Genomic DNA, 26,265 nt, shown 5'->3' on the forward strand with positions numbered 1-26,265 from the left:
GATGACGGCCATCAAATACCGACCGCTCGCCTTCGGCGTCACGCGCGCGCTGCTGCGCGACGGCGCGCCGGGCACGCAGTACCTGAGCGCGGAAACGCCGCTTCGCCCCTACCGCGAACGCATGACCGACCGGCTGCACCACTGGGCCGAGGCCACGCCCGAGCGCACCTTCATCGCGCGCCGCGCGCGGCTGGCCGATGGCGGCACCGGCGACTGGCTGCGCGTGAGCTACGCCGAGGCCCTGCAGAAGGCGCGCGCGATCGGCCAGGCCCTGCTAGCGCGCGGCCTGGACGCCGAGCGCCCGGTGGCGATCCTCAGCGAGAACGGCATCGAGCATGCGCTGCTCGCGCTCGGCTGCCTCTACGCGGGCGTGCCCTACTGCCCGGTCTCGCCGCCCTACTCGCTCGTGAGCCAGGATTTCGACAAGCTGCGCCACGTGCTGGCCACGCTCACGCCGGGCCTGGTGTTCGCGGCCGACGCCGCGCGCTATGCCCGCGCGATCGAGGCCACGCTGCCGGCCGACGCGGACGTCGAGATCGTGCTGGCCGAAGGCGAGCTGCCCGGCCGCGCCACCACCTCGTTCGACGCGCTCGCGGCAACGGTGCCCACGCCCGCCATCGACGCCGCGATGCACGCCACCGGCCCCGACACCATCACCAAGTTCCTGTTCACCTCGGGCTCGACCAAGATGCCCAAGGCGGTGGTCAACACGCACCGCATGTGGTGCGCCAACCAGCAGCAGCTGCGCCAGTCGATCCCGGCGCTGGGCGACGAGCCGCCGGTGCTGGTCGACTGGCTGCCGTGGAACCACACCTTCGGCGGCAACCACAACGTGGGCATCGTGCTCGACAACGGCGGCACGCTCTACATCGACGAGGGCAAGCCCACGGCCACCGGCATGGCCGAGACGCTGCGCAACCTGCGCGAGATCGCGCCCACCATCTACTTCAACGTGCCGACCGGCTTCGAGGCGATCGCGCAGGCGATGGAGACCGACCCGGTGCTGCGGCGCAACCTGCTGTCGCGCGTGAAGATGTTCTTCTACTCGGGCGCGGCGCTGTCGCAGCCGGTCTGGGACAGCCTGCACCGCACGCAGGAGGCCGAGGTCGGCGAGCGCATCGTGATGGGCACCGGCCTGGGCATGACCGAATCGGGCCCGTTCGCGCTCTACGTGACCGGCCCCGACGTGAAGTCGGGCGACGTCGGCCTGCCCGCGGCGGGCATCGAGCTCAAGCTGATCGAGGTCGACGGCAAGACCGAGGTGCGCTATCGCGGCCCCAACATCACGCCCGGCTACTGGCGCGCGCCCGAGGCCACGGCCGAGGCCTTCGACGAGGAAGGCTTCTTCTCGACCGGCGACGCGGTCAAGTGGATCGACGACGCCGACATCCACCGCGGCCTGCGCTTCGACGGCCGCATCGCCGAGGACTTCAAGCTCGCCACCGGCACCTTCGTGAGCGTGGGCCCGCTGCGCGCGAAGATCGCCACGGCCGGCTCGCCCTACGTGCAGGACGCGGTGCTGACCGGCATCAACCTCAAGGAGGTCGGCGCGCTGGTCTTCACTACGCAGAAGGTGCGCCAGCTCGCAGGCCTCGACGCCGGCGCGAGCATGCGGCAGGTGCTCGAGAGCGCGCCGGTGCAGGCGCACTTCCAGCAGGTGCTGGACCAGCTCGCGGCCGCGAGCACCGGCAGCGCCAACCGCATCGCGCGGCTGCACCTGATGAGCGAGCCGCCCTCGATCGACAAGGGCGAGGTCACCGACAAGGGCTCGATCAACCAGCGCGCCGTGCTCAAGCACCGCGCCGCGCTGGTCGAGGCGCTGCACGACGGCACGCTGCCCTTCACCCTGCGGCCGCGCTGACGCCTTTTTCCCCCTCTTTGGAGACGAACCCATGAAGATCGAAGGACAGGCCGCACTCGTGACCGGCGGCGCATCGGGCCTCGGCGAGGCCACTGCGCGCGAACTCGCGCGCCTGGGCGCGAAGGTGGCGCTGCTCGACCGCAATGCCGAGCTGGCCGCCAAGGTCGCCGCCGAGATCGGCGGCATCGCCTGCGCCTGCGACATCACCGATGCCGCGAGCGTGAGCGCCGCGCTCGACCAGGCCGAGGCCGCGCACGGCCCGGCGCGCATCCTGATGAACGTGGCCGGCATCGGCAGCGCGAAGCGCATCGTCGGCAAGGACGGCAACCCGGCGCCGCTCGAGGACTTCGTGCGCGTGGTCAACGTCAACCTGATCGGCAGCTACAACATGGCGCGCCTGTTCGCCGCGCGCTGCGCGAAGCTAGCGGCGCTCGCCAACGGCGAGAAGGGGGTGATGCTGTTCACCGCCTCGGTCGCGGCCTTCGACGGCCAGGTCGGCCAGCAGGCCTACAGCGCCTCGAAGGGCGGCCTGGTCGGCATGACCCTGCCGATGGCGCGCGACCTCGCGCAGCACGCGATCCGCGTTTGCACCGTCGCGCCCGGCCTGTTCGCCACGCCGCTGCTGCTCGAGCTGCCCGAGCCGGTGCAGCAGTCGCTCGCGGCCTCGATCCCGTTCCCGCCGCGGCTGGGCCAGCCCTCGGAATTCGCCGAGCTGGCCTGCCACGTCGTGACCAACGGCCACCTCAACGGCGAGGTGATCCGCCTCGACGGCGCGCTGCGCATGGCGCCGCGATAGAGCCCCCAGCACCACCAACCGGAGACAAGACCATGACCAACCGACGTCAGTTCGTGACGGCGCTCGGCGGCGCAGCCGCGCTCGGCGCCCTGCAGCATCCCCTGGCCGCGCTGGCCGAGATCGTCGCCCAGCAGGTGAAGATCTACTACGGCTTCCCGGCCGGCAGCGCGGGCGACAGCGTGGCGCGCCGCGTGGCCGACAAGCTCGGCGGCACCGACTTCACCAAGCTCAACCCCGTGGTCGAGAACAAGCCCGGCGCGGGCGGGCGCATCGCGCTCGACTCGCTCAAGAGCGCGCCGGCCGACGGCTCGGTGCTCGCGCTCTCGCAGGCCTCGGCGCTGTCGACCTATCCCTACATCTACAGCAAGCTGAGCTACGGCCTGGCCGACTTCGCGCCGGTCTCGATCGGCGCGGTGATGACGCATGGCCTGGCGGTCGGCCCGATGGTGCCGGCCAGCGTGAAGACCTTGAAGGACTACGTGGCCTGGGCCAAGGCCAACCCGGGCCAGGCCAGCTACGGCTCGCCGGGCGCGGGCTCCACGCCGCACTTCCTCGGCGCGCTGCTGGGCCTCAACAGCGGCGCCGACCTGCGCCACGTGCCCTACCGCGGCTCGCTGCCGGCGGTCAACGACGTGGTGGGCGGCCAGATCGCCTCGAGCCTCACGCCCAGCGGCGACTACCTGCCCTTCGTCAAGGCCAACAAGCTGCGCGTGCTCGCCACCTCGGGCGCCCAGCGCGCCGCCTACCTGCCCGAGGTGCCGACCTTCGCCGAGCAGGGCTTCCCCGAGCTGGTGGCCGACGAGTGGTTCGGCTTCTTCGCGCCCGCGAAGACGCCCGCGCCGGTGATCGCCGCCGCGAGCGGCGCGATCCAGGCCGCGCTCAAGGACAAGGCCGTAGCCGACGGCCTGCTGTCGGTGGGCCTGATCGCGCAGGGCTCCACGCCCGAGGAGATGCGCCGGTCGCTGCAGTCCGAATACGAGCGCTGGGGCCCGCTGGTGAAGAAGATCGGCTTCACCGCGGAGTCCTGAGCCCGCGCCGGGCTGTCGCCAAGTCGCCACCGGCCCGGCGCTTCGGGGCCCCGCTCGCGGTTACGCTTGCGCCATGCCCACCTCCCCGAAATCCGCCGCTCCGAAGAGCGCGAAGAGCGACATGGCCGCCGCGCCGCTCGGCCGGACGGACCGCCTCGACGCGCGCGTGCTCGAGACCCTGGTCGGCTACAACGCGCGCCGCGCCTGGCTGGTGGTGAGCGCGCTGTTCGCCAAGCGCATGGCGGCCTTCAAGCTCAAGCAGATCGACTTCTCGGTGCTCTCGCTGCTGGCACACAACCCGGGCGCCACCTCGCGCCAGATCTGCAGCACGCTCGACATCCTGCCGCCCAACCTCGTGAGCCTGGTGGCCGAGCTCGACGCGCGCGCGCTGATCGAGCGCAAGCCGCACCCGCACGACGGCCGCGCGGTCGGCCTGCATCTCACGCCGGCCGGCGAGGCGCTGGTGCGCGAGGCCGAGCAGGCCGTGATCCAGCTCGAGCTCGATGCCAGCGCGCGGCTCAACGCGCGCGAGCGCGAGACGCTGATCAAGCTGCTGCAGAAGGTCTACCTTTGAGCCTTTGAGCGCCTGAACAGGTGAGCCGCGCCTACTGCAGGCCCAGCTCCACCATCTCCAGCAGCCGCAGCGTCAGCGGCTCCAGCACCGACGGGTCGGCCTCCTTGAGCGGGCCCTCGATGATCAGCAGCGCGAGTCCGTGCACCGCCGACCAGGCCAGGTACTCGGCATTCGGGCGCCGCGCCGGATCGAGCGCGCCGGCCTCCACCAGCCGGTCGAGGCCCGAGCCCAGCAGTTGGAACGGATCCATCCCGCTCGCGCCCGCGCTCGAGGGGCCGATGGTGCCGCGTGCCTCGTCGGAAGAGATCACGAAGGCGGTGCGGAACAGCCCCGGCTGGTCCTGCGCGAAACGCAGGTAGCCCGAGCCGATCGCCCGCACCCAGGCGCGCGCGTAGTCGGCCGGCGGCTGGTCGTGCGAGATCGCGCCGAGCTCCTTCTCCATCGAGCGCGCCGCGGCCGACAGCGCCGCGCCGCGCACCGCCAGCAGCAGCTCGTGCCGGCTCGCGAAGTGGCGGTAGGCCGCGTTGGGCACCACGCCCACGCGGCGCGTGGCCTCGCGCAGCACCACGGCGTCGGGGCCGCCGTCGCGCGCCAGTTCGATGCCCGCGTCCAGCAAGGCCCGGCGCAGGTCGCCATGGCGGTAGGTGGAGCGCGAGGGCGGCGCGGATTCGGCGGCGATGGCGGCGTTGCGGACCATTTCCTTCTTTCTCGGACTACGATTTTTCGATGTGGACAGTGTCCATTATCTTTGCTATTCTTTGTGGACGGTGTACACAAAGTAGTGCCATCGTATTCGCCCCGGGCCCTCCTGCCCAGCGGCGCCCCCGAAATAACCGCTCTTGCAAAGAGGAATTGCCATGAAAGTCCAGTCCTATCTCTCGTTCGAAGGCCGCTGCGACGAGGCCATCGCGTTCTACGGGAAGGCGCTCGGCGCCGAGGTCGTGCAGCTCATGCGCTACAGCGACGCCCCCGCCGACATGCCGCCCGACGCGGACGGCTGCGCCGGCGCCATGCCCGGTCCCGACAAGGTCATGCACTCGGTGCTGCGCATCGGCGAGACCGAGCTCATGGCCTCCGACGGCCGCTGCTCGGGCCAGGCCGAGTTCAAGGGAATCATGCTGGCGATCACCGCGCCCACCGAGGCCGATGCGCGCAAGTGGTTCGACGCGCTGGCCGACGGCGGCCAGGTGATGCAGCCGCTGATCGCCACCTTCTTCTCGCCGGGCTTCGGCATGGTCGGCGACCGCTTCGGCGTGGGCTGGATGGTGGTGGTCGGCGACTGAAGCCGCGCCGCGCGAAGCCCCCTTTCCCCCTTTTCCATTCGTCGTTCCAGAGCGCTCCATGTTCAAGAAAATCGCCCTCCTCCTCGTCGTGCTGATCGCCGGTGTCCTGCTGTTCGCGGCCACCCGCCCCGACAGCTTCCGCGTCGAGCGCAGCGCGCGCATCCAGGCCCCGCCCGCACGGATCGCGCCGCTGGTCGCCGACTTCCACCGCTGGAGCGAATGGTCGCCCTACGAGAAGCTCGATCCGGCCATGAAGCGCAGCTTCGGCGGCGCCGCCAGCGGCCCGGGCGCGACCTACGCCTGGGAGGGCAACGACAAGGCCGGCGCCGGCCGCATGGAGATCCTCGAGGCCTCGCCCACGAAGGTCTCGATCAAGCTCGACTTCCTCCAGCCCTTCGAGGCCCGCAACACCGCCGACTTCAGCTTCCAGCCGCAGGGCGACGCGACCCAGGTCACCTGGGCCATGCACGGCCCGGCGCCCTACGTCTCCAAGCTCATGGGCCTGTTCTTCGACATGGACACCCTGATCGGCAAGGACTTCGAAGCCGGCCTCGCCAACCTCAAGACCGCGGCCGAGAAGCCGGCGGGATCCTGAGCCTGTCCCCTCCGTTGTCCCATCCACCCACTCACCGAAGGAACTCCCATGTCGCTCCTCAATGCCTATCTCACCTTCGACGGCAACGCGGCCGAGGCCATGCGCTTCTACGAGAAGACGCTCGGCGGAAAAATGGAAATGCTCATGACCGTGGGCGAAAGCCCCGAAGCCGCCAACATGCCGCCCGAGGCCGCCAGCCGCCTGATGCACGCCAGCCTCGTGGTCGGCGACAGCATGCTCATGGCCTCCGACAGCATGCCGGGCATGCCGTACGAAGGCATGAAGGGCTTCGGCGTCGCGCTCAACTACCCGACGGTCGCCGAGGCGAAGCGCGTGTTCGACGCCTTCGCCGACGGCGGCCACGTCGGCATGCCGTTCGAGAAGACCTTCTGGGTCGAGGGCTTCGGCATGGTGACCGACCGCTACGGCACGCCCTGGCTGATCAACGGCGGCGCCTCCCTCGTCTGACGAAGAACGCCACAACCATCCGCCGGGCGGCGCGCCGCCCGGCCCCTGAGGAATCCTTTCCATGACCGAATCCCTCGACAACCGCAAGCGCTGGCTCGCCCTCATGGTGCTGTGCCTGGGCGTGCTGATGATCGTGCTCGACACCACCATCGTGAACGTCGCGCTGCCCTCGATCCGCACCGACCTCGGCTTCACCGAGACCTCGCTGGTGTGGGTCGTCAATGCCTACATGCTGACCTTCGGCGGCTTCCTGCTGCTGGGCGGGCGGCTCGGCGACCTCTACGGCCACCGCCGCGTCTTCCTCGCCGGGCTGGTGCTGTTCACGCTGGCCTCGCTGGCCTGCGGCATCTCGACCACGCAGGGCCTCTTGATCGCCGCGCGCGCGGTGCAGGGCCTGGGCGGCGCGATCGTGTCGGCCGTCTCGCTGTCGCTGATCATGAACCTCTTCACCGAGCCGGCCGACCGCGCCAAGGCGATGGGCGTCTACGGCTTCGTCTGCGCCGGCGGCGGCAGCATCGGCGTGCTGCTCGGCGGCCTGCTGACCAGCTCGCTGAGCTGGCACTGGATCTTCCTGGTCAACCTGCCGATCGGCGTGGCCGTGTACGCGCTGTGCATCGCGCTCTTGCCGAGCGCGCGCGGCCAGGCCCATGGCGAGAAGCTCGACGTGGCCGGCGCGGTCACGGTCACGCTCTCGCTGATGCTCGCGGTCTACGGCGTGGTCAACGGCAACGAGGCCGGCTGGCGCTCGGCGCAGACGCTGGGCCTGCTCGGCACCGCGGTCGCGCTGCTCGCGATCTTCATCGCCATCGAGGCCAGGGTGAAGCATCCGCTGATGCCGCTGGGCCTGTTCCGGCTGCGCAGCGTCTCGGTCTCGAACGTGGTGGGCGTGCTGTGGGCCGCGGCGATGTTCGCCTGGTTCTTCATCTCGGCGCTCTACATGCAGCTGGTGCTCGCCTACACGCCGATGCAGATCGGCCTGGCCTTCCTGCCGGCCAACGTCATCATGGCCGTGTTCTCGCTGGGGCTGTCGGCAAAGATCGTGATGCGCTTCGGCATTCGCCGTCCGCTCGCGGCGGGTCTGTGGCTCGCGGCCATCGGGCTGGCGCTGTTCGCGCGCGCGCCGGTCGACGGCCGCTTCGCGATCGACGTGCTGCCCGGCATGCTGCTGCTGGGCCTGGGCGCCGGCATGGCCTTCAATCCGCTGCTGCTGGCCGCGATGAGCGAGGTGAGCGCTAGCGAATCGGGCCTGGCCTCGGGCGTGGTCAACACCGCCTTCATGATGGGCGGCGCGCTGGGCCTGGCGGTGCTCGCGAGCATCGCGGCCGCGCAGACCGGCTCGATGCTCGCGGCCGGCGCGAGCACGCCGCTCGCGCTCACCGGCGGCTACCAGATGGCATTTCTCGTCGGCGCCGTGTTCGCGGCGGTGGCGGGTTTGTTGGGCGCCCTGCTGCTTCGCTCCGCCATGCCGGGGCAGATGCAGAACAACGAGGAATCGGCAGGCCCCGGGAGCGCGGCGAATGGCGCGGCAACGTCCTGACGGGCTGCTGCTGGGCCGGCCGCCGTTTCTGTTTCTCTTTCCCTTCTTTTCAAGGAGTGTTCCCATGGCTCGCTATGTCGACGGTTTCATCGTGCCGATTCCCGCCAAGAACGTGGAGGCCTACCGCAAGGTGGCGCGCAAGGCCGGCAAGGTCTGGATGGAGTACGGCGCGCTCGAATACGTGGAGTGCGTCGCGGACGACGTCAAGCCCGGCAAGCTGACCTCGTTCCCGCAGAGCGTGAAGCTCAAGGCCGACGAGGTGGTCGCGTTCTCGTGGATCGTCTACAAGTCGCGCAAGCACCGCGACACGGTCAACGCCAAGGTGATGGCCGACCCGCGCATCGCGGCGATGGACCCGAAGACCATGCCCTTCGACGCCAAGCGCATGATCTTCGGCGGCTTCAAGTCGATCGTCGAATTCTGAGCGCCGCGGCGGCGGGGACTCAGGCCGCCACGAAGCCGTCGTAGACGAGCTTGAGCCCCGTCAGCAGCATGCCCAGGTAGACGAAGCGGTAGAACCAGGTGGCGTCGATGCGCCGCGCGATGCGGATGCCGACCCACACGCCCAGCGGCGCGAAGGGCATCAGCGCCAGCGAGGTGGCCAGCGTGCGCAGGTCGATCAGGCCCAGCCATGCGTAGGGGATCCACTTGCTGAGGTTCACCACGAAGAAGAAGTAGGCCATGGTGGCCGTGAACACCACCGGCGACAGCCGCAGCGGGATCACGTAGGCATTGATCGGCGGCCCGCCCGCATGCGCGATGAAGCTCGTGAAGCCCGACACCGTGGTCAGCGCGGCACCGATGCCGCGCGAGGGCAGCGGATCGTCGGGCTTGGGCGGGAACAGCAGGCGCTGCGCCAGGAAGAGCAGCGTGAACACGCCCACGATGCCCGCCACCGTGTGCGCCGACAGCGCGCGGAACAGCAGCGTGCCGATCACCGTGCCCAGCAGGCCGAAGGGGATCAGGAACTTCAGCAGCGAGCGGTCGAAGTCGCGCCGGAAGGCCGCGAGCCCCAGCAGGTCCATCAACAGCAGCAGCGGCATCAGGATCGCCGCGGCCTGCGGCACCGTGACCGCCAGCGCCATCAGCGGCACCGCGAGCGAGCCGAAGCCCGCGCCGAAGCCGCTCTTGCTGATGCCGAGCAGCAGCACGGCGGGAATGGCGACCGCGTAGAAGTGCGGGTCGGTGATGAGGGGGAAGACCATGGGCAGGGACGGCGCGCGAAAAAAAGCCCGTCGTCGCGGCGGGCCCCGGCGAGCGTAGCAGGAAGGCGCGCGGGCCGCTGCAGCCCCGATCCGATCCGGCTCAGCGCTCGAGCGCGCCGCCCGCGAGCCAGCGCGCGCCGCGCTGGTAGAGCGCCTCGACCGCCGGCCCCTTGAGCATCGGCATGTCGAGCTTCACCGTGTAGCCGATGCGCTGCTGGATGTAGGCCAGGTGCCGATAACCCTCGGGCAGCTCGGCCAGCTTCGCGGCATCGAGGGTCACGGTGGCGGCCGGATCGATCGGGTCGATGCGGTCCTTCTCGTAGATCGGCTGGCGGTGCAGCAGCTTCCACTGCCCCTCGTGCAGCACCACGAAGTCGTAGAAGCGGCCGGTGCACACCACGTCGCAGGGCACGCCCTCGACCAGGCCGCGCTGCGAGATCGTCATCTTGGTCTGCACGATGGCGCGCTCGCCCGCCAGCTCGATCGCCGAGCCGCCGAGGAAGTGCAGGATGCTCACGCCCTTGGCCCAGCCTTCCTGCGTGACGCGGATGAACTCGGCGAACGGCCCCTGGAACCAGGTCGCCATCATCACGCCCTCGGGATGCCACACGGTGGCGAAGCGCTCCCAGTCGCCGGCATCGCGCCAGACGGCCCAGCGTTCGATCATGCGGCGGATCAGCAGCTCCTGCTGCAGCGTGTCGTTCATTCCTCTGTCTCCTGGTTCCGGTGTGTGTCGTCGTCGGTGTTCAGGCCGGCTGTGCCGCGGCCTGCGGTGCGGATCGCGCCGGCGCCGCCGCGAGCGGGTTCAGCACGAAGTCGAAATCGAGCCGCCAGCGGCCGTCGGCCTGCCGCGTCCAGGGCGCCACCAGCGATTCGCGCACCGCGAACACCGCATCGGAATCGAGCCACTGGTCGCCCTCGCGGAACACGTGGGTGATGAGCCGCTCGTAGCCCGGCGCCTGGATCATGAAGTGCAGGTGCGCGGGCCGCCACGGATGGCGCTTCGTGGCGTCGAGCAGTTGGCCCACCGGGCCGTCGGTCGGGATCGGGTAGGCCTCGGCCAGCACGCTGCGGAAATGCAGCGCGCCGTCGGGCCCGGTGTGCAGGCGGCCGCGGTTCTCGGCATGGCCGAGCTCGGGATGCTGCACGTCGTAGTGCCCGCCCGCGTCGGCCTGCCACACGTCGACCACGGCGCCGGCCACCGGCTCGCCGTCGAGGCCGCGCACCGTCACGCTGACGTCGCAGGGCTCGCCGGCCGCGCCGTTGGCCACGTCGTCGCCATGCGCATACTCGGGCGCGCCCTCGACGTAGAAGGGGCCGAACACCGTCGCCTCGGTACAGCCCGCGGGCTTGTCGTTGTTCATCGCGATCGTGAGCATCGACAGCCCCAGCACGTCCGACAGCAGGATGAATTCCTGGCGCGTGTCGTCGCACATCTGGCCCGTGGCCGTCAGGTAGTCGACGCCCTGCTTCCACTCCGCTTCAGTCAGCTTCACCTCGCGCGCGAAGGCGTGCAGGTGCTGCACCAGGCTGGTCACGATCTCGTGCAGCCGCGGGTTCGGGGTGTCGGCGAAGCGCGCGAGCACGGCCTGGGTGATGTTGTCCTGGTTGAGATTGCGCATGGCGGCTGTCTCCATTCGTTCGAGGGGTTCGCCCGACTCTAGGCGTCGGACCGGTGGGCGCAAAGCACCTCGGCGCAAATGATTTTTCCGCCCAGCGGAACGGTCGACCCACCCCCTGGGACAAAATCCCCCAGCCCGAAAAAGACGCTCGCCGGAGACACGCCCCATGGACCGCTGGACCGAAATCGCCCTGCTCGTGCAGATTGCCGACGCCGGCAGCCTGAGCCGCGCCGCCGAGGCGCTGGGGCTGTCGAACGCGGCCGCGAGCCGCCACCTGAGCGCGCTCGAGGCGCGGCTGGGCGCCCGGCTGGTCGAGCGCAACACGCGCCGGCTCTACCTGACCGACACCGGCCGCGAGTTCTGCGGCCGCGCGCGCACCATCCTGTCGGACCTCGACGATGCCGAGACGGCCGTCAACGCCACCGCGTTGCAGCCCACGGGCACGCTGCGCATCACGGCCTCGCTGTCGTTCTCGATCCACCACATCGCGCCGCTGCTGCGCGAATACACCCAGCGCTACCCCGGGGTGAAGGTGCACGTAGAAGCCGCCAACCGCTACTTCGACCTGATCGACAACAACATCGACGTGGCGATCCGCACGCGCGAGTACGAGCCCGATTCCAACGTGACGATCCGCCGCCTCGGCGAGACGCGGCGCATTCTCGCGGCCTCGCCGCGCTACTTCGCGCAGCACGGCTTCCCGAAGACGCTCGAAGAACTGCAGCAGCACAAGCTGCTGATCTACACCTACGCCAACAACCCGAACGAGCTGCGCTTCACCGGCCGCGACGGCGAAGTCCGCACGGTGGCCGTGCAGGGGCTGCTCGAGTCGAACGACGGCCAGGTGCTGCGCGCCGCGGCGCTCGACGGCATGGGGATCCTGGTGCAGCCCACCTACATCGTCTACGACGACATCGTGGCCGGCCGGCTGGTGCCCACGCTCGACGACTGGGACCTGCCGCACCTGCGCATCAACCTGGCCTACCCGAGCCGCAAGCACCTGTCGGCCAAGGTGCGCAGCTTCATCGACTTCATGGCCGCGCACTTCCACAAGATGGACTACGAGCGCAAGTGGACCGGGCATTTCCTGGGCCGCTGATCCGCTCGCCCGAGCCGCTTTCTCGAAAAAAGGTGCGTAAACGCACCGACCGGCCCGCCGCCTCCTGCGCACACTGGAAACGGACCTGCCCGCATCCTGCGGGCGGGCACTGTCTTTTTCCATCCTGACCGCTCGAGGAACCGCCATGAACACCCAGGCCGCCACCGCCGCCACCCCGCGTGCGCCGATCGCTTCGTCGTTCGCCGCCCCCGCCCTTGCCAACGACGACGCCGGCAAGCTGCTGCTGCGCGTCGCCATCGGCGTGCTCGTGCTGCTGCACGGCATCTTCAAGCTCTCGGCCGGCGTCGGCTTCATCGGCGGCATGCTGGCCAAGGCCGGCCTGCCCGGTGGCCTGGCCTACCTGGTCTACGTCGGCGAGATCGTCGCGCCGCTGCTGCTGATCGCCGGCTTCTGGACCCGCGCCGCGGCCGCGGTGATCGTGGTCAACATGCTGTTCGCCTTCGGCCTGGTGCACATGGGCGACCTCTTCGCGCTGACCAAGCAGGGCGGCTGGGCGCTCGAACTGCAGGGCCTGTACCTGTTCGGCGCGCTCGCCGTGGTGCTGCTGGGCGCGGGCCGCTTCAGCGTGGGCGGCACGAGCGGCCGCTGGAACTGAGCGCGCGGTGGTTCAGGACGCGTCGCCGCGCACCTGGGCCACCATCCGCTCCAATCGGCCGGCGTCTTCCAGCACCAGCGCGCGGCCGTCCTTGCGCAGCACGCCGCTGCGCACCAGCGCATTGAGCTCGCGCGTGACCTGCTCGCGGTTGGTGCTGATCTGGCTGGCCAGGGCCGCATGGCGCGGCGCGGGTTCGAGCCGCGCCTGGTTGCCGTCGAAGCCGGCGCCGCGTGCCAGCCGCAGCAGCTCGGCATGCAGCCGGTTCTGCACGCCCAGGGTGCTGAGGTCGATCACGCGTTCGCTGAGCTGACGCACCAGCGCGGCCAGCCGCTGCATCACGCGCTCGGCCACCAGCGGCTCCTCGCGCAGCAGGGCCAGGAAGGCGGTGCGGTCGAGGCTGGCGACCACGCAGGGCTCGAGCGTGACCACGTCGGCCGAACGCGGCCCGCCGTCGATGGCGGCGATGTCGCCGAAATGCTCGCCGGCCTCGGAATCGCGGAAGGTCACCTGGCGGCCATTGGCCGAATAGGTGGTCACGCGCACGCGGCCCGAGACCAGCAGGAACACCTCGCCCTGCTGCTCGGCGCGCAGCAGCAGCGGCTTGCCCGCGGCCACGCTGTGCCACAGGCACTGCTGCGCGAGCTGGTCCAGCCGCTGGTCGGACAGCCCCGCGAGCAGCGCGATCTGGCGCAGCGCGAGGCTGGAGCGCGGGACGGCCGAAGCCGGGGAGGAAGGCGAGGAAGGTGTGGTGGAGGCCATGCCGGGTCGGTGGGCGCCGCGCATTATGCTCGGGTGCCCTTCCGACCCGCCGCATGCACAGACGTTCCCCATCCGCCCTGAGAACGCCCACGCGGCGCAACCTGCGCTGGGCCAGCGGGATCGTGCTGATGGCCTACGTCACGCTGCACCTGCTCAACCATGCGCTGGGCATCGCCTCCTTCGCCCAGGCCGAGGCGGTGCTCGACCAGTTGCGCGCCTTCTGGCACAGCCTGCCCGGCACCCTGCTGCTGTATGGCGCCGCGCTGGCGCACCTGGCGCTGGCCGTGGTCGCGCTGTGGGAACGGCGCACGCTGCGCATGCCGCCGCTCGAGGGCCTGCGCGTGCTGCTGGGCTTCTCGTTGCCGCTGCTGCTGGCCACCCACCTGACGGCGATGCGCGGCGCCTACACCGTCTACGGCATCGAGGGCTCGTACGCGCGCGTGGTCTGGGGCCTGTGGGACCTGCCGGGCGCGAGCGCGCAGTTCGCGCTGATGCTCGCGGCCTGGGCGCATGGCTGCCTGGGCCTGCACTTCGCGCTGCGCGTGCAGCCCTGGTACCGCCGCTTCTCGCACCTGCTGCTGGCCATCGCCGTCGTGCTGCCGCTGATGGCCGCCGTGGGCTTCGTCTCGATGGGGCGCGAGTTCCAGTGGACCGGCGTGCCGCCGACGGCCATGCCCACGGCCGAGCAGTCACGCGCGCTCGGCGCGATCGAGCGCAACATCAAGCTCTTCTATGCGCTGGCGCTGGCCGCGCTGCTGCTCGCGCGCTGGGGCCGCACGGCCTTCTACCGCTGGTCGGGCCGGCCCTCGATCGCGCTGCGCTACCCCGAGCGCACGGTGCACGTGCCGCGCGGCTGGAGCGTGCTCGAGGCCAGCCGCTCGCACGGCATCGCCCACCTGTCGGCCTGTGGCGGCCGCGCGCGCTGCTCGACCTGCCGCGTGCGCGTGAACGGGCCGGCCGGCCACGTCGACCCGCCGGGCCGCGACGAGCAGCGCACGCTCGAACGCGTGCGCGCGCCGGCCGACGTGCGCCTGGCCTGCCAGCTGCGCCCGCGCGGCGACATCGAGGTCACGCCGCTGTTCGCGCCGCGCCCCAACGAGGGCCGGCCCGCGCCCGTGGGCAGCTTCGGCCACGAGCGCGACGTGGCGATCCTGTTCGTCGACCTGCGGCGCTGGTCGGGGCTGTCGGAGCGGCAGTGGCCCTTCGATCTCGCCTACGTGCTCGACCGCTACTTCGCCACCGTCGGCGCCGCGGTGCGCGAGGCCGGCGGCGTGCCCAACCAGTTCATCGGCGACAGCGTGATGGCGATCTTCGGCCTCGAGACCGACCTCGCCACCGCCTGCCGCCAGGCGCTGCGCGCCACCGCGCTGATCGGCGAGCGCATGGACGCCTGGAGCGAGGGCTTCGAGGCCCAGTTCGGCCAGCGGCTGGACTTCGGCATGGGCCTGCACGCGGGCCGCGCCGCGGTCGGCGAGGTCGGCTACCTCGAGACCACCACCTTCACCGCGATCGGCGAGGTGGTCAACACCGCGAGCCGGCTACAGGACCATTCGAAGAAGGCTTCTGCGCGGCTGGTGCTCTCGCTGTTCGCGGCGCAACAGGCCGGCGCGGCCGAGACGCTCGGCGAGCCCGAGATGCTCGTTGTGCGCGGGCGCACCGAGCCGCTGGCGGTGCTGTACGCGGTGCGAACGGCCTGAGCCTTCGTCCCCGTTTCTCCCCACTGCCAGTGGGGTTCACGGCCCCGCGCGATCGATCGAAAGCGGTGCGCAAACGCACAGCGCGAACCACGATGCGGTTTCACACTGCATCCCGTGGCAACGACGAATGTCCGCCGCCCACACAGACATCCGAAGGGACTCCCATCATGAACACCAAGCAACTCATCGCCCTCTCCGCTTTCGCACTCGCAGCCGGCGCCGCCTCGGCCCAGACCGTGCCGGCCGAAGCCTGGGTGGGCGCGCCGATCGCCACCACCGGCAGCGCGCTGAGCCGCACCGACGTGCGCGCCGACCTGGACCGTTCGAAGACCGTGGCCCAGGCACCGCAGGAAGCATGGGTCGGCAGCACCGCCGGCGAGAACGTGGCCGCGGGCGCGCTGAGCCGCGCCGAAGTCAAGGCCGACCTCGCACTGTGGACCCGCGCCGGCCTCAATCAGTACGCGCGCATCGACGGCATCGACAGCACCAACCCCGACTTCCGCCAACGCACGGCCGCCTACGAGCGCCTGCGCAACAGCCCGGCCTACCTGGCCGAAGTGAAGCAGCTGCAGGGCGTGCCCTCGGTGGCCAGCACGCAGCCCGCGGGCGGCGAAGCGGCCAACTGATAGCAGCACCCGGACCTCGCGTGAAGGGCGCGAAGGTCCCGCCAGCACGGCGGGCCCTTCGCGCCCTTCTTCTTTTGAGCTCGACGAAGAAAGAACGCAGCCGCTCAGGGCCGCGCGCCTTCCCAGGCGTTCTGCAGCAGCGCGCGGATCGCGTCGCGCTCCAGCGGGCGCGGATTCGGATACTGGTTCTGCAGCGCCTGCGCGCAGGCCACGTCGAGGTCGGCTTCCTTCATGCCGATGTCGCGCAGTGCCACCGGCGCGCCGTTGTCGCGCGCGAGCTCGTACACGGCCTGCGCCGCGCTGCGGCCGCCGAGCGCGCCGGCGATGCGTTCCATGGCGCGCGGCGCGGCCGCGGCGTTGTAGGCCAGCGCATGCGGTAGCACGATGGTGTGGGTCTCGGCATGCGGCAGGTTGAAGCTGCCGCCGAGCGTGTGGCAGAGCTTGTGGTGCAGCGCCATGCCGACGTTGCCGAGCACGGTGCCGCACAGCCATGCGCCGTACAGCGCATCGCCGCGCGCCGCCACGTCCTGGGCCGAGGCACGCAGCACGGGTAACGCTCGGCCCAGCGCGGCGATGCCCTCCACCGCCATCAGGTCCATGATCGGATTGGCATCGACCGCATAGAGGCCCTCGGCCGCATGCGCGATCGCGTTGATGCCGCTGGTCACGCTCATCGCCACCGGCAGGCTCAGCGTGAGCTCGGGGTCGTAGATCACGGTGCGCGGCAGCACGCGCGCGTCCTTGCCGGTTTTCTTGAGGCCGGCCTCGGTGATGCCGTAGATCGGCGTCATCTCGGAGCCCGCGTAGGTGGTGGGAATGGCGAGGATCGGCAGCCCCGAATCGAGCGCGATCGCCTTGCCCAGGCCGGTGGTCGAGCCGCCGCCGATGGCCACGGCGCAGTCGGCATCGAGCCGCCGCGCCACCTCGCGCGCCTCGCGCGCGGTCTCGATCGGCACGTGCATCACGGCGCGGTCGAACACGCCGGCCGCATGGTCGCCGAGCAGGGCGGCGATGCGCTCGGCCTGCGGCCGCTGCTCGGGCGTGGACAGCACCAGCGCGCGGCGCGCGCCGAGCGCCTCGATCTCGCGCGCCAGGTGCCGTAGCGCGCCGGCACCGAAGACCACGCGCTGGGGCGCGCTGTTGTAGACGAAGGAAGAAATGGTCATGCGTCGGGCTTTCTTTTTTCAGGGCGCGAGGCGCCCGCCGCGAGTCTCCCGCGCGCCCGCGCGTGTTTCCATGCCGCGAACGGAAAGCAGTTTTCCGCTCAGCGCACAGTCTCCCCAGTCTCCCTGGTGCGGGCCTGCACGATCAGCACCAGGAAGCCGCCCACCATCGCCACGTTCTTGAGGAAGTTGTTGAGCTGCGCATTGAACTGCGCCGCGTCGGCCGCCCAGAAGGCATGGGCCGCGAAGGCGGTGGCGAGGGTGAAGAGCGCGAGCGCACCCGCCACCCACTTCACGCGCCAGCCCGCGACCAGCAGCAGGCCGCCGCCGATCTCGAGCGCGATGGTCAGCGGCAGCACCACGTCGGGCAGCGGGATGCCGAGCTTGGCGAAATAGCCGAGCGTGGCGCCATAGGTCATGAGCTTGCGCGTGCCCGCGATCAGGAAGATCGCGGCCATCAGCACGCGTGCCGCCACCACCGCCGCACCGCCCTCGCGCGCGCCCACCGTTGCCGTCGTCATGTCTTCTCTCCTTCGCGCGTCGCCGCGCCGTTGTTGCCGTTGTTGCCACCGTTGTGGCCTTTGCCGAATCCCGTGCGCCCCATGCAGAACACCATCGCGCACGACAGCAGCGCGGGCAACGCCGCCGCCACGAACAGCGCGCCGTTCGACCAGTGCAGCCCGATCAGCCAGCCCGCCACCAGCGGCCCCGCGATCGAGCCCGCGCGGCCGATGCCGAGGCTCCAGCCCATGCCGGTGGCGCGCACCGTGGTCGGGTAGACGCTCGAGGCCAGCGCGATCAGCGCCGGCTGCGCGCCGACGATGCAGAAGCCGCTGACCACCACCGCCGCCAGCATGGCCGCGAGCGGCAGCGCGGGCTGGCCGATCAGCGCGATGGTCAGCACCGCGAGCGCGAACACCGGCACCAGCACGCGGTAGAAGCCCACGCGGTCGATCAGCGGCCCCATCGCCACCGTGCCCACCACGCCGCCCACCTGCAGCAGCGTTCCGGCGGCCACCGCCACGTTCGCGCTGTAGCCCGCGTCGACCGCCAGCGTGGGCAGCCAGTTGGCGAGGAAGAACAGGTTCAGCAGGTTGAGGAAGTTGATGCCCCACAGCAGCAGCGTGGCGCGCGCGCGGCCGCCGCGGAACAGTTCGGCCACGGGCGCGCCGTCCTGCTTCGCCTCGTGCACCACGTAGCGGCTGGCGGCATCCACCGGCACGCCGGGCGCGATGTGGCGCAGCCATTGCTGCACCCGGTCGAGCCGGCGCCCGCGCAGCACCAGGAACTGCATCGACTCGGGCATGTAGCGCAGCATCAGCGCCGCGATCACCAGCGGCACCACGCCGCCGAACACGAACACCGCGCGCCAGCCGCCCAGCGGCAGCAGCAGCGCGCTGATTGCGCCGCCTAGCACCGCGCCGCCGGTGAAGCCGCACGAGACCCACATCATCAGCGTCACGCGCCGCCGGTGCGGGCTGTACTCGCTGGCCAGCGCGCTGGCGTTGGCCATGATGCCGCCCAGCCCGATGCCGGTGACGAAGCGCATCGCGAGCAGCTGGCCCAACGTGTGGACCCCGGTGGTGGCGAGCATGCACAGCGCGAAGAACACCGTGGCCGCGATCAGCACCGGCCGGCGGCCGAAGCAGTCGGCGCAGATGCTCAGCACCAGCGAGCCGACCAGCATGCCCAGCAGGCCGGCGCCGAACACCGGGCCCAGCGCGGCCTTCTCGATGCCCCATTCGTGCACGATCGCGGGCGCCACGAAGCCCATCGCCTGCACGTCGAAGCCGTCCATCACCACCGCGCAGCCCACCAGCACCAGGATCCAGCGTTGGAAGCTGCTGACCGGATGGCTGTCGATCAGCGCGGGGATGTCGATCGGCGCGCGCACTTCGGCGGCACCGCCCGTGCCCGCGGATTCGGCGATGGCTCTCACGAGAGCGCCTCGTCGAGATCCAGGCAGTGCTCGGCGCTCCAGCCGTAGAGCCATTCGAGCGCATCGTAGAAGCGCGCCTGCGGCCGGCCTTTCCACATGCTGTTGCGCACCTGCCGCTCCACGCCCCTGGCGTGATAGATGCGCCCCATCTCGCGCGCCGACAGCACCACGCGCGCGGTGCGCGCCACGCGCGAACGCTCGTACAGCGCGAGCGCGCGCGGCCAGTCGCCCTGCGTGTGGCGCAGCGCGAGGCCGAGCGTGACCGCGTCCTCGCAGGCCATGCAGGCGCCCTGCGCGAGGTACTGCACCATCGGATGCGCGGCGTCGCCCAGCAGGGTGGCGCGGCCGAAGGTCCATTGCTCGATCGGGTTGCGGTCGGCGGTCGAGTAGCGCTTCCAGGCCTGGGGCACGCGCAGGATCTGCTGCACCCGCTCGCAGGTGCCGGCGAAGAAGCGCAGCAGCTCGGCCGGGTCGCCATCCATCGAGCCCCATTCCTCGGGCCGGTCGCTGTGGAAGGTGGCGGCCAGGTTGAACTTGTCGCCGCCCTTGAGCGGGTAGTGCACCAGGTGGCAGTTGGGGCCGACCCAGATGCACGGCGCGGTGAAGCGCAGCGCCTCGGGGAACTCGGCCGTGTCGACCACCGCGCGGAACACCACATGGCCCGACACCCGGATGCCGTCGCCCACGTACTGCTGGCGCACCACCGAGCGCACGCCGTCGCAGCCGATCAGCGCCTGGCCCTCGTGGCGCCCGCCCTGCGCGTCGATCAAGGTCACGCCCTCCGCGTCCTGTTCGATCTTCACGCCTTTGGTCGAGGTCAGGAACTCGATCTGGCCGTCGCGCGCCGATTGAACGCCGTCGAGCAGCGCGCCATGGATGTCGGCGCGATGGATCACCGCATAGGGATTGCCGAAGCGCTCGCGGAAAGCGTCGGCCAGCGAGATGCCCGCCACGCGCCGCGCATCGAGCGCGTCGAACATCACCATCTCGTCGGTGTAGACCGCCTTGGCGCGCAGCTGCGCGCCCACGCCGAGCGCATCGCAGGCCGCGAAGGCGTTCGGGCTCAGCTGGATGCCGGCACCGATCTCGCCGATCTGTCCGGCCTGCTCGATCACCTTGACGCGGAAACCCTCGCGCACCAGCGCGAGCGCCGCTGCCAGCCCGCCGATGCCGCCGCCGGCCACCAGCACCGGCCGCGTGTCTTTCGCAGCGCCCATCTCAGTTCAGCCCGAACAGCCGGCGCGCGTTGTCGCGGCCGATCTTGCGCCGGTCGTTCTCGCTGATCTCGCAGCGGTCGAACCAGCGCGCCGCGTCCTCGTGCTTCTCGAACGGATAGTCGACCGAATACATGATGCGGTCCGATCCCACCTCGAGCAGGGTCGACAGCAGCGTCGGCGTACGGAAGTTGCCGCTGGTCGTGATGTGCACGTTGCTGCGCAGGTAGTCGCCGATCTCCCTGTCACAGGGCATGCCGCGGCGGCCCTTGCGCAGGATGTGGTCGACGCGCCAGATGTTGAACGGAATGCCCTCGCCGAAGTGGCCAAGGATCATCTGCAGTTCGGGATGGCGGTCGAACAGGCCGCTCGACAGCAGGCGCAGCGCATGGATGCCGGTCTCCACCGCGAAGGCCCAGGTCGGGCCGGTGAGCCAGTGCGCGCCTTCGTAGATCGGCTCGCGCGGCAGCAGCGGGTCGCGCGGATGCATGTAGAAGGGCTTGCCGAGCGCCGCGGCGGCACGCCAGAAATCGGCGAAGCGCGGATCGTCGTAGTAGACGACCGTCTGCTCGTCGCCCACCTGCGAGAAGCCGTTGACCAGGAAGCCGTGGAAGCCCAGTTCCTTCACGCAGCGCTCGAGTTCGCGCGCCGCGGCCTCGGGGTCCTGCAGCGGCAACGCCGCGAAGCCGCCGAAGCGCGCGGGATGGCGGCGCACCTGCTCGGCCAGCACGTCGTTGGCGCGCTTCGCGACCTCCACCGCGCGCTTCGCGTCGGGAATGCCCTGCACCGCGGGCGAGTTCAGCGAGAGGATCGAGAAGGCCGTGCCCCACTGGTCCATCTGCTCGAGGCGCTGCTGCTCGAAGTCGAGCAGGTTGCCCTTCAGCGTCTGCCACACCTCAGGCCGTGCGTAGACCTGCGAGTCGGCGATCGTCAGGTCGATCGCGAAATGCTCTTCGAGCGCAATCTTGTCTTTCATGGGGTGTTCACTCCGGTTTGATGTTCAGCTTGTCGAGCACGTCCTGCCAGGTCTTGCGGTCCTCGGCGATGTAGCGCGCCAGTTGTTCGGGCGTACCGGGGCGCGGATAGGTGCCGAGCTCGCGCGACTTGGCGACCACCTCGGGCAGCAGCAGCGCCTCGTTCATGTCCTTGTTGAGCTTCGCGAGCACCTGCGCGTCGACGCCCTTCTTCGCGATCACCGCGAACCAGCCGTGCGCCACCGCGCCGGGCACGGTCTTGCTCGCGAGCGGGAAGGCCTCGAGGCCGGGCTCCACGCGGTCGCCCATGCTGGCCAGGATGCGCATGCGGCCACCCTGCACGTTGCCCGCGACCACGTTGTAGGTCTCGACCATCATCTGGGTCTGGCCGCCGAGCGTGGCCTGCATCGCCTGCGCGCCGCCCGGGTAGTGCACCTCGAGGAACTGCGCGCCCGACTGCAGCCCGAGCAGCGCCGAGGCCAGGTGCGGCGCCGTGCCGCGGCCGTTGTCGGCCACCTCGACGCCCTGCGGCCTGGCGCGCGCGGCCGCGATGAAGTCGGCCAGCGTCTTGTGCGGCGAGTTGCCGGGCACCGCGAGCATGAAGGGCGCGACCGCCGCGAGCGTGACCGGCACGAAGTCGCGGTTGAAGTCGTAGCTCACGCCCTTGATCGTGCTCGGCGCCACCGAGATCGCCGAGCCCTGCACGAAGCCGAAGCTGTAGCCGTCGGCGGGCGCGGCGAGGATGCCGTTCATGCCAATCACGCCGCTGCCGCCGGGCTTGTTGTCGACGATCACGCCCTGCCCCCACTTCTCGCCGAGCTTCGCGCCCACGAGGCGGATCAGCACGTCGGGCGCCGAGCCGGCCGGGAACGGCACGATGAAGCGCACGGCCTGGGCCGGCCATTTCGTGGCCGTCTGCGCCTGCGCCGCCGGCAGCGCCGAGGCAAGGGCCAGCAGGGCCGCGACGGCGTGCCTGCGAGAGTGTCCGAGGCTCATCTTCTTGTCTCCATTTACTTGATTATTCAAATAAGTGGGCGGACTATATACTTGAACAATCAAGCATGTCTAGATGAAAACCCCAACTTCAGAACACGACCTCGAAAAGGCCATTCCCTTCCTGCTGGCACGCGCCGGCGCGCGCATGGGCAATGCCTTCGCCAAGGCCCTCAAGCCCTATGGGCTGAGCCTCAGCGAGTGGCGCGTGTGCGCCTCGCTGCAGCACACGCCGCGCCAGACGCTCTCGGAGCTCGCGACGCACGCCTCGACCGACCTGTCGGCGCTGTCGCGCATCGTCGACCGGCTGGCGGCCAACGAGCTGGTGATGCGGGAGAAGTGCGACACCGACAAGCGCGCGGTGCGCATCGCGCTGACCGAGCGCGGGCTCGCGCTCACGCTCGAGCTGATTCCGCTCGCGCAGCACTACGAGGCGGTCGCGATCTCCGACTTCAGCCCGGCCGAGGTCAAGACCCTGCGCGCGATGCTGCTGCGGCTGTACGCGAACGCGACGCCGCTGGCCTGAGGGGTTGGCTCAGGCCGGTTCGACGCGCACCGTCGAGGCCGCGCGCGCCTGCGCGATCGCGAAGCGCACCGGCAGGAAGCGCTCGATCACCGCGCAGTTGGTGCGCGTGTGCTCGGTCACCTCGCTGCAGGTGAACGCCGCGCCGCGGCCGCTCTGCCAGGTGGCCAGCGCCAGCAGCAGCGCGAGCTGGTCGGCCAGGTGCGGCCCGACGGCCGCCTCGCTCTTGAGGAAGCCGCGCAGCTCCTTCACCAGCGCATGCGCCACCTGCTCGGCGCTCAGCGTCTTCTCGCCGAAGGCCGTGAACACCTCGGTCACCTCGGCATGCACCAGCGTCGCGATCAGCGCATTGCCCGGGCCCTCGTTCTGCCGCGTGGCACCGTAGCGCAGCTGCTCGCCGGTCCAGCCCATCGCCGCGCCCAGGGTCTCGAGTTCGCGCGTCATCACATGGCGCGCGATGCCCGGCGCCAGGCACTCGGCGTGGCGCTCCAGCGCCTCGCCGCGCGAGAGCAGGTCGAAGGGCTGCAGCGCACCGGCCGCCGGCACGATGTCGGCCTCGACCTCGCCACCGCCGGCCGGATAGAAGCCATGGCGGCGCAGCTGCAGTCGCAGGTCGGCACCGAGCCGGCGCACCAGCGGCGCGAAGGCGCGCTCGAGGAAATGGAACGGCGGCGCCATCGGGTTGTGCGTGCCGCCGCTCAGGTGCAGCCGGCTCGCCGCGCCGGCCAGCAGCAGCGGCGGCAGCACGGTCTGCAGCACCAGCATGCAGCTGCCCGCGCCCGAGATCGCGAAGCGGTACTCGCCCGCGTGCACTGGGCCCGGCGCGAAGCGCAGCGACTGCGAACCGAGTTCGGCGCCCTCGACGGCCGCGCCGCTGATGGCGGCCGCCGCATTCACGCACGCGAGGTGCTGGCGCATCAGGCCCGGCTTGGCTCGGCCCGCGCGAATCTTCTCGATGGCCATGGGCCGCCCCGTCACCATCGACAGCGCGAGGCTGGTGCGCAGGATCTGGCCGCCGCCCTCGCCTTGGGAGCCGTCGAGCACGACGGCCTGCAATGGCGCCGCATGCGCCTGTTCTCGTTGGATTTCTTCTTCTTTCATGGCTGTTCTTCTCGTAGTCGGCGCGGTCCTCGCGCGCCCCTGTTCCCCGTTGTCCTTGCTGCGTCCTCAGCCGCAACCCTGCGACTCGTGGCGCACCGCGCTCTTCGCATCGCCGCCCCCGAAACGCAGCACCGTGTCGCTGAGGAAGGCATCGAGCCCCGACGCATCGGCCGGCGGCAGCGCCGTCACGGGCTCGGCCGCATGCGCGGCCAGCTCCGCCTCGATGAAGGCATGGATGCCCGGCCAGCGCGGGCTGGTCGCGGCCTCGCCGGCGCGCATCTTCACCTCGAGCAGCGCGTTGATCTCGTCGATCAGCGCGGCATCGCGCACCGCATCGAGCGTGTGCTGCGCGAGGTCGGCGAAACGCATCGGCGGCACGCCGGGCCGCATGCGGATCCAGCGCGCGGCCAGCAGCGGGCGCAGCACGTAGAGGTACTTCTTGTAGCGCACCGTCTCGGCCTGCAGGTGCTCGCGGAAGTTCTTCTTCGCCATCGAGGCGTAGTGATGCCAGCCGCGCGCATTCGAGAACACCGCCTCCGACAGCGCGCGGAAACGCGGCATCGCCTGCGCGTCCTCGCGGTAGACGATGGGCGAGCGCAGCCACTCGAGCAGCGTCGGGTTCGATTCGCGCATCAGTCCCAATGCCTTGCGCAGGTCCCAGCCGTTGATGTCGAGCTCGCCACTGATCGGCAGCTCGATCACGTCGCGGCGCGGCGTCACCGTGAGGTACCACGGCAGGCGATTCACGTAGATGAAGCGCACGTCGTAGTCGCTGTCGGGCGAGGCGAAGCCCCAGCCGCGGCTGCCCGATTCGCAGGCGAACAGCACCGTGACCTCGTGCCGGGCCTCGATGGCGGCGAGTTCCTCCATGATCTGCGCGCGCATGGCGGGCTCGACCGGGTGGGCCGAGCGGATGCGCTCGTCTTCATGTCGTTGCGGTTCCATCGTTGTACTTTCCCTGTCGTTCATCATTCAATCCGTCGTGCTGGCCATCACCGCGGCCAGCGTGCCGCGCCGCGGATTCCACACGGTGAAGCACCAGATGCCCCACCACTCCTTGCCGTCCTCGAAATACGCGCTCCACAGACTGCGCTCGGGCTCGCGCTCCGGATCGCCGACCCAGTCGATCAGCACGAGGCCCTCGTCCGGCAGCAGCCCGATGGCCTCGCAGAAGCGCGGGAACAGCGAGGCCCGCTCGGCTTCATCGGCCACGGTCAGCGGATAGGGCGGATCGCCGAAGGCCTGGCAGAGCCACTCGAACCAGTCCACCTCGTCGAGGTCGCGCGTGTGCGCGACGCGATGCTTCGGTGGATAGCTGTCGGCCGCGACCACCGCCGCCGCGTCGAGCCGCGTCGCGCGTGCGCTCGCCACGCCGAAGGCCCGTTGCGCATCGAAGCTGGCCGGCTGCAAGGACGGGTTCTTTTCCATGGCCTCGCGCCAGTGGCGTTCGGCCCGCGCCATCGTTTCCTCGCCCAGCCGCCGCAGCACTTCGCGGTGATGCGCTTCACCCACGGCCGTTGCCTCGCCGGCCACGCGGCAGACGATGAACTCGAACACCACGCCCACGCGCTGCAGCATGGCGCGCAGCGCGTCGTGCGCCGCCGCCTCCCCCGATGCCATCGGCACGACCTCGTCCTTCGCTGCGCTCATTCCGGCTTTCTCCCGAATCGTTGGGCCCACTGGCGGACCTCCTTGTCCGCATGGGCGTTCAATGCCGCGACCTGCGCCGGCCCGGGCGCGAGTCCCAGGCAATGCGCCATCGCCAGCCATCGCAACAGCCGATGATGCCCTTCACCGCGCCGCGCGAACTCCGCCTCGCCGCATGCCGCGAGGCGCGCCGGCGGAATGGCGGCCAGGAAGGCACGCCAGTTCCACGGGCTCGCATGGCCGCGCAGGCAGGCTTCGAGCGCCCATGCCTCGTCGGCCGGATGGCGCAGCTTCGCGGCCAAGGCCTCGGCCGCCACCTGCGCGCCCTGCCGCTCCCAGCTGTTCCATGACGGTTGCCAGGCATCGACCAGCGCGCGCAGGCGCGCGAGATCGACCGCCGAACCCCAATGGCCCAGTGCCTCGACCGCCAACGTGCGCAGGCCCCACCACTTGCTCTCGAGCGCGGCATCGACCTCGGCGCGCGCCGCAGGCGTTGCGGGTGCGTCGGCGAACGCACGCAGCCGTTGCGACATCTCGCCGAGCAGGTTCGCGCCCTCGCCGTCGCGCGAGGCGGACCGCGCCGCGCGCAGCGCCCGTCGGCATGGCAGGCAGCGCACCGCGCGGCTGTCGATGCTGGCGTGCATCGTCTCGTACCACCACTTCTGCTGCTTCGCCGTCCACACCTGCTCGGCGCCGCAGTCGCGGCAGGTGAAGGCGCGGTCGACGTAATAGGTGGGCAGCGCGCCATAGGTGTTGTTGTGGCGTGCCAGCACCGCCACGTCGGCAGGCTCGAGGCCCGGCGCGCGCCGCGACAGCAGGTGCCGCTGGTCGGGCAGCCGCAGCTGCGCCTCGATGCGCGCCGCGCGCTCGAGGCGGCGGCCGCGGATCTCGGCGCGGCGTTGCTTGTTGCTCTTCATCTCGTCGTCCTCGTCCGGTCTCTCTGAA

The 26,265-nt window shown here is 70.6% G+C and carries 29 protein-coding genes; 14 read left to right on the plus strand and 15 right to left on the minus strand.

Translation table 11 applies throughout. From position 1 onward, the window contains the following. Position 1 precedes the first annotated feature (1 nt). From R0232_RS29595 to R0232_RS29610, 4 genes are all read left to right on the plus strand, one after another. Entirely contained in the window at positions 2–1,861 is a 1,860-nt protein-coding gene (locus R0232_RS29595) for a feruloyl-CoA synthase (RefSeq protein ID WP_431510366.1), read from the plus strand. 31 nt (positions 1,862–1,892) lie between these two features. Then, a complete protein-coding gene (locus R0232_RS29600; RefSeq protein ID WP_431510367.1) occupies positions 1,893–2,657 on the plus strand; it encodes an SDR family NAD(P)-dependent oxidoreductase in 765 nt (254 codons plus the stop codon). 32 nt (positions 2,658–2,689) lie between these two features. Continuing rightward, the gene (locus R0232_RS29605) at positions 2,690–3,685 is read left to right on the plus strand and encodes a Bug family tripartite tricarboxylate transporter substrate binding protein (protein ID WP_093347478.1); all 996 of its coding nucleotides are present in this window, start codon (positions 2,690–2,692) and stop codon (positions 3,683–3,685) included. A gap of 73 nt (positions 3,686–3,758) precedes the next feature. Beyond that, positions 3,759–4,259 carry a MarR family winged helix-turn-helix transcriptional regulator gene (locus R0232_RS29610; RefSeq protein ID WP_093347480.1) on the plus strand — a complete coding sequence of 167 codons (501 nt, stop codon included), beginning with the start codon at positions 3,759–3,761 and terminating at the stop codon, positions 4,257–4,259. 31 nt (positions 4,260–4,290) lie between these two features. Here the strand turns inward: R0232_RS29610 and R0232_RS29615 are convergent, their stop codons facing one another. Continuing rightward, entirely contained in the window at positions 4,291–4,956 is a 666-nt protein-coding gene (locus R0232_RS29615; RefSeq protein WP_093347483.1) for a TetR/AcrR family transcriptional regulator, read from the minus strand. Positions 4,957–5,116: 160 nt separating this feature from the next. Between R0232_RS29615 and R0232_RS29620 the strand changes: the two genes are divergently transcribed. The 5 genes from R0232_RS29620 (at position 5,117) to R0232_RS29640 (ending at position 8,566) form a co-directional block, all read left to right on the plus strand. Further along, a complete protein-coding gene (locus R0232_RS29620; RefSeq protein ID WP_431510368.1) occupies positions 5,117–5,542 on the plus strand; it encodes a VOC family protein in 426 nt (141 codons plus the stop codon). Positions 5,543–5,600: 58 nt separating this feature from the next. Continuing rightward, positions 5,601–6,137 (plus strand): SRPBCC family protein, encoded by a 537-nt coding sequence (locus tag R0232_RS29625; RefSeq protein ID WP_296799162.1) that lies wholly within the window; start codon positions 5,601–5,603, stop codon positions 6,135–6,137. 48 nt (positions 6,138–6,185) lie between these two features. Next, positions 6,186–6,605 (plus strand): VOC family protein, encoded by a 420-nt coding sequence (locus R0232_RS29630; protein ID WP_431510369.1) that lies wholly within the window; start codon positions 6,186–6,188, stop codon positions 6,603–6,605. Between the two features lie 61 nt (positions 6,606–6,666). Continuing rightward, entirely contained in the window at positions 6,667–8,142 is a 1,476-nt protein-coding gene (locus R0232_RS29635) for a DHA2 family efflux MFS transporter permease subunit (RefSeq protein WP_431510370.1), read from the plus strand. Positions 8,143–8,206: 64 nt separating this feature from the next. After that, positions 8,207–8,566 carry a DUF1428 domain-containing protein gene (locus R0232_RS29640; RefSeq protein WP_093347496.1) on the plus strand — a complete coding sequence of 120 codons (360 nt, stop codon included), beginning with the start codon at positions 8,207–8,209 and terminating at the stop codon, positions 8,564–8,566. A gap of 19 nt (positions 8,567–8,585) precedes the next feature. On the opposite strand, the gene R0232_RS29645 is transcribed toward R0232_RS29640, so the two are convergent. From R0232_RS29645 to R0232_RS29655, 3 genes are all read right to left on the minus strand, one after another. Further along, on the minus strand, positions 8,586–9,347 hold the full coding sequence (locus tag R0232_RS29645; RefSeq protein ID WP_296799154.1) for a sulfite exporter TauE/SafE family protein: 762 nt from the start codon (positions 9,345–9,347) through the stop codon (positions 8,586–8,588). Between the two features lie 100 nt (positions 9,348–9,447). Further along, complete coding sequence (locus R0232_RS29650; RefSeq protein ID WP_208512950.1) at positions 9,448–10,053, minus strand: nuclear transport factor 2 family protein; 606 nt, start codon at positions 10,051–10,053, stop codon at positions 9,448–9,450. Between the two features lie 40 nt (positions 10,054–10,093). After that, positions 10,094–10,969, minus strand: a complete 876-nt coding sequence (locus R0232_RS29655; RefSeq protein WP_431510371.1) for an intradiol ring-cleavage dioxygenase — start codon at positions 10,967–10,969, stop codon at positions 10,094–10,096. A 166-nt stretch (positions 10,970–11,135) separates the two neighbouring features. Here R0232_RS29655 and R0232_RS29660 point away from each other — a divergent pair, with 166 nt between their 5' ends. Together R0232_RS29660 and R0232_RS29665 are read left to right on the plus strand one after the other, a co-directional pair. Beyond that, positions 11,136–12,068, plus strand: coding sequence for a LysR substrate-binding domain-containing protein (locus tag R0232_RS29660; protein WP_431510372.1), 933 nt, complete (start codon positions 11,136–11,138; stop codon positions 12,066–12,068). 145 nt (positions 12,069–12,213) lie between these two features. Beyond that, positions 12,214–12,684, plus strand: a complete 471-nt coding sequence (locus R0232_RS29665; protein WP_431510373.1) for a DoxX family protein — start codon at positions 12,214–12,216, stop codon at positions 12,682–12,684. A 12-nt stretch (positions 12,685–12,696) separates the two neighbouring features. Here the strand turns inward: R0232_RS29665 and R0232_RS29670 are convergent, their stop codons facing one another. Further along, on the minus strand, positions 12,697–13,443 hold the full coding sequence (locus tag R0232_RS29670) for a Crp/Fnr family transcriptional regulator (RefSeq protein WP_431510374.1): 747 nt from the start codon (positions 13,441–13,443) through the stop codon (positions 12,697–12,699). Positions 13,444–13,496: 53 nt separating this feature from the next. Between R0232_RS29670 and R0232_RS29675 the strand changes: the two genes are divergently transcribed. Together R0232_RS29675 and R0232_RS29680 are read left to right on the plus strand one after the other, a co-directional pair. Continuing rightward, positions 13,497–15,140, plus strand: a complete 1,644-nt coding sequence (locus tag R0232_RS29675) for an adenylate/guanylate cyclase domain-containing protein (RefSeq protein WP_431510375.1) — start codon at positions 13,497–13,499, stop codon at positions 15,138–15,140. Positions 15,141–15,307: 167 nt separating this feature from the next. Further along, positions 15,308–15,766, plus strand: a complete 459-nt coding sequence (locus tag R0232_RS29680) for a hypothetical protein (protein WP_281077139.1) — start codon at positions 15,308–15,310, stop codon at positions 15,764–15,766. A 104-nt stretch (positions 15,767–15,870) separates the two neighbouring features. On the opposite strand, the gene R0232_RS29685 is transcribed toward R0232_RS29680, so the two are convergent. From R0232_RS29685 to R0232_RS29710, 6 genes are all read right to left on the minus strand, one after another. After that, positions 15,871–16,932: a maleylacetate reductase gene (locus R0232_RS29685; protein WP_431510376.1), complete on the minus strand. Its 1,062-nt coding sequence runs from the start codon at positions 16,930–16,932 to the stop codon at positions 15,871–15,873. Positions 16,933–17,030: 98 nt separating this feature from the next. Next, positions 17,031–17,450, minus strand: coding sequence for a DoxX family protein (locus R0232_RS29690; protein ID WP_431510377.1), 420 nt, complete (start codon positions 17,448–17,450; stop codon positions 17,031–17,033). Beyond that, positions 17,447–18,868, minus strand: coding sequence for an MFS transporter (locus R0232_RS29695; protein WP_431510378.1), 1,422 nt, complete (start codon positions 18,866–18,868; stop codon positions 17,447–17,449). Before R0232_RS29695 ends, R0232_RS29690 begins: the two co-directional genes overlap by 4 nt. Then, positions 18,865–20,085, minus strand: a complete 1,221-nt coding sequence (locus R0232_RS29700; protein ID WP_431510379.1) for a 3-hydroxybenzoate 6-monooxygenase — start codon at positions 20,083–20,085, stop codon at positions 18,865–18,867. Before R0232_RS29700 ends, R0232_RS29695 begins: the two co-directional genes overlap by 4 nt. 1 nt (position 20,086) lies before the next feature. Continuing rightward, positions 20,087–21,058, minus strand: coding sequence for an amidohydrolase family protein (locus R0232_RS29705; RefSeq protein ID WP_208508077.1), 972 nt, complete (start codon positions 21,056–21,058; stop codon positions 20,087–20,089). 7 nt (positions 21,059–21,065) lie between these two features. Then, on the minus strand, positions 21,066–22,052 hold the full coding sequence (locus R0232_RS29710; RefSeq protein ID WP_431510380.1) for a Bug family tripartite tricarboxylate transporter substrate binding protein: 987 nt from the start codon (positions 22,050–22,052) through the stop codon (positions 21,066–21,068). Positions 22,053–22,125: 73 nt separating this feature from the next. On the opposite strand from R0232_RS29710, the gene R0232_RS29715 reads away from it, so the two are divergent. Continuing rightward, a complete protein-coding gene (locus tag R0232_RS29715) occupies positions 22,126–22,575 on the plus strand; it encodes a MarR family winged helix-turn-helix transcriptional regulator (protein ID WP_093347531.1) in 450 nt (149 codons plus the stop codon). Positions 22,576–22,584: 9 nt separating this feature from the next. Here R0232_RS29715 and rtcA read toward each other — a convergent pair whose 3' ends face one another. The 4 genes from rtcA to R0232_RS29735 form a co-directional block, all read right to left on the minus strand. After that, entirely contained in the window at positions 22,585–23,673 is a 1,089-nt protein-coding gene (gene rtcA / locus R0232_RS29720) for an RNA 3'-terminal phosphate cyclase (protein ID WP_431510381.1), read from the minus strand. A 66-nt stretch (positions 23,674–23,739) separates the two neighbouring features. Beyond that, positions 23,740–24,618 (minus strand): nucleotidyltransferase domain-containing protein, encoded by an 879-nt coding sequence (locus R0232_RS29725; protein WP_431510382.1) that lies wholly within the window; start codon positions 24,616–24,618, stop codon positions 23,740–23,742. 27 nt (positions 24,619–24,645) lie between these two features. Beyond that, positions 24,646–25,323, minus strand: coding sequence for a hypothetical protein (locus tag R0232_RS29730; RefSeq protein ID WP_431510383.1), 678 nt, complete (start codon positions 25,321–25,323; stop codon positions 24,646–24,648). Next, complete coding sequence (locus tag R0232_RS29735) at positions 25,320–26,237, minus strand: zinc-ribbon domain containing protein (RefSeq protein ID WP_431510384.1); 918 nt, start codon at positions 26,235–26,237, stop codon at positions 25,320–25,322. The genes R0232_RS29730 and R0232_RS29735 overlap by 4 nt, the downstream gene beginning before the upstream one ends. Between the last annotated feature and the right edge of the window lie 28 nt (positions 26,238–26,265).

Source organism: Variovorax sp. DAIF25 (assembly GCF_050711835.1).
Lineage (GTDB): Bacteria > Pseudomonadota > Gammaproteobacteria > Burkholderiales > Burkholderiaceae_C > Variovorax.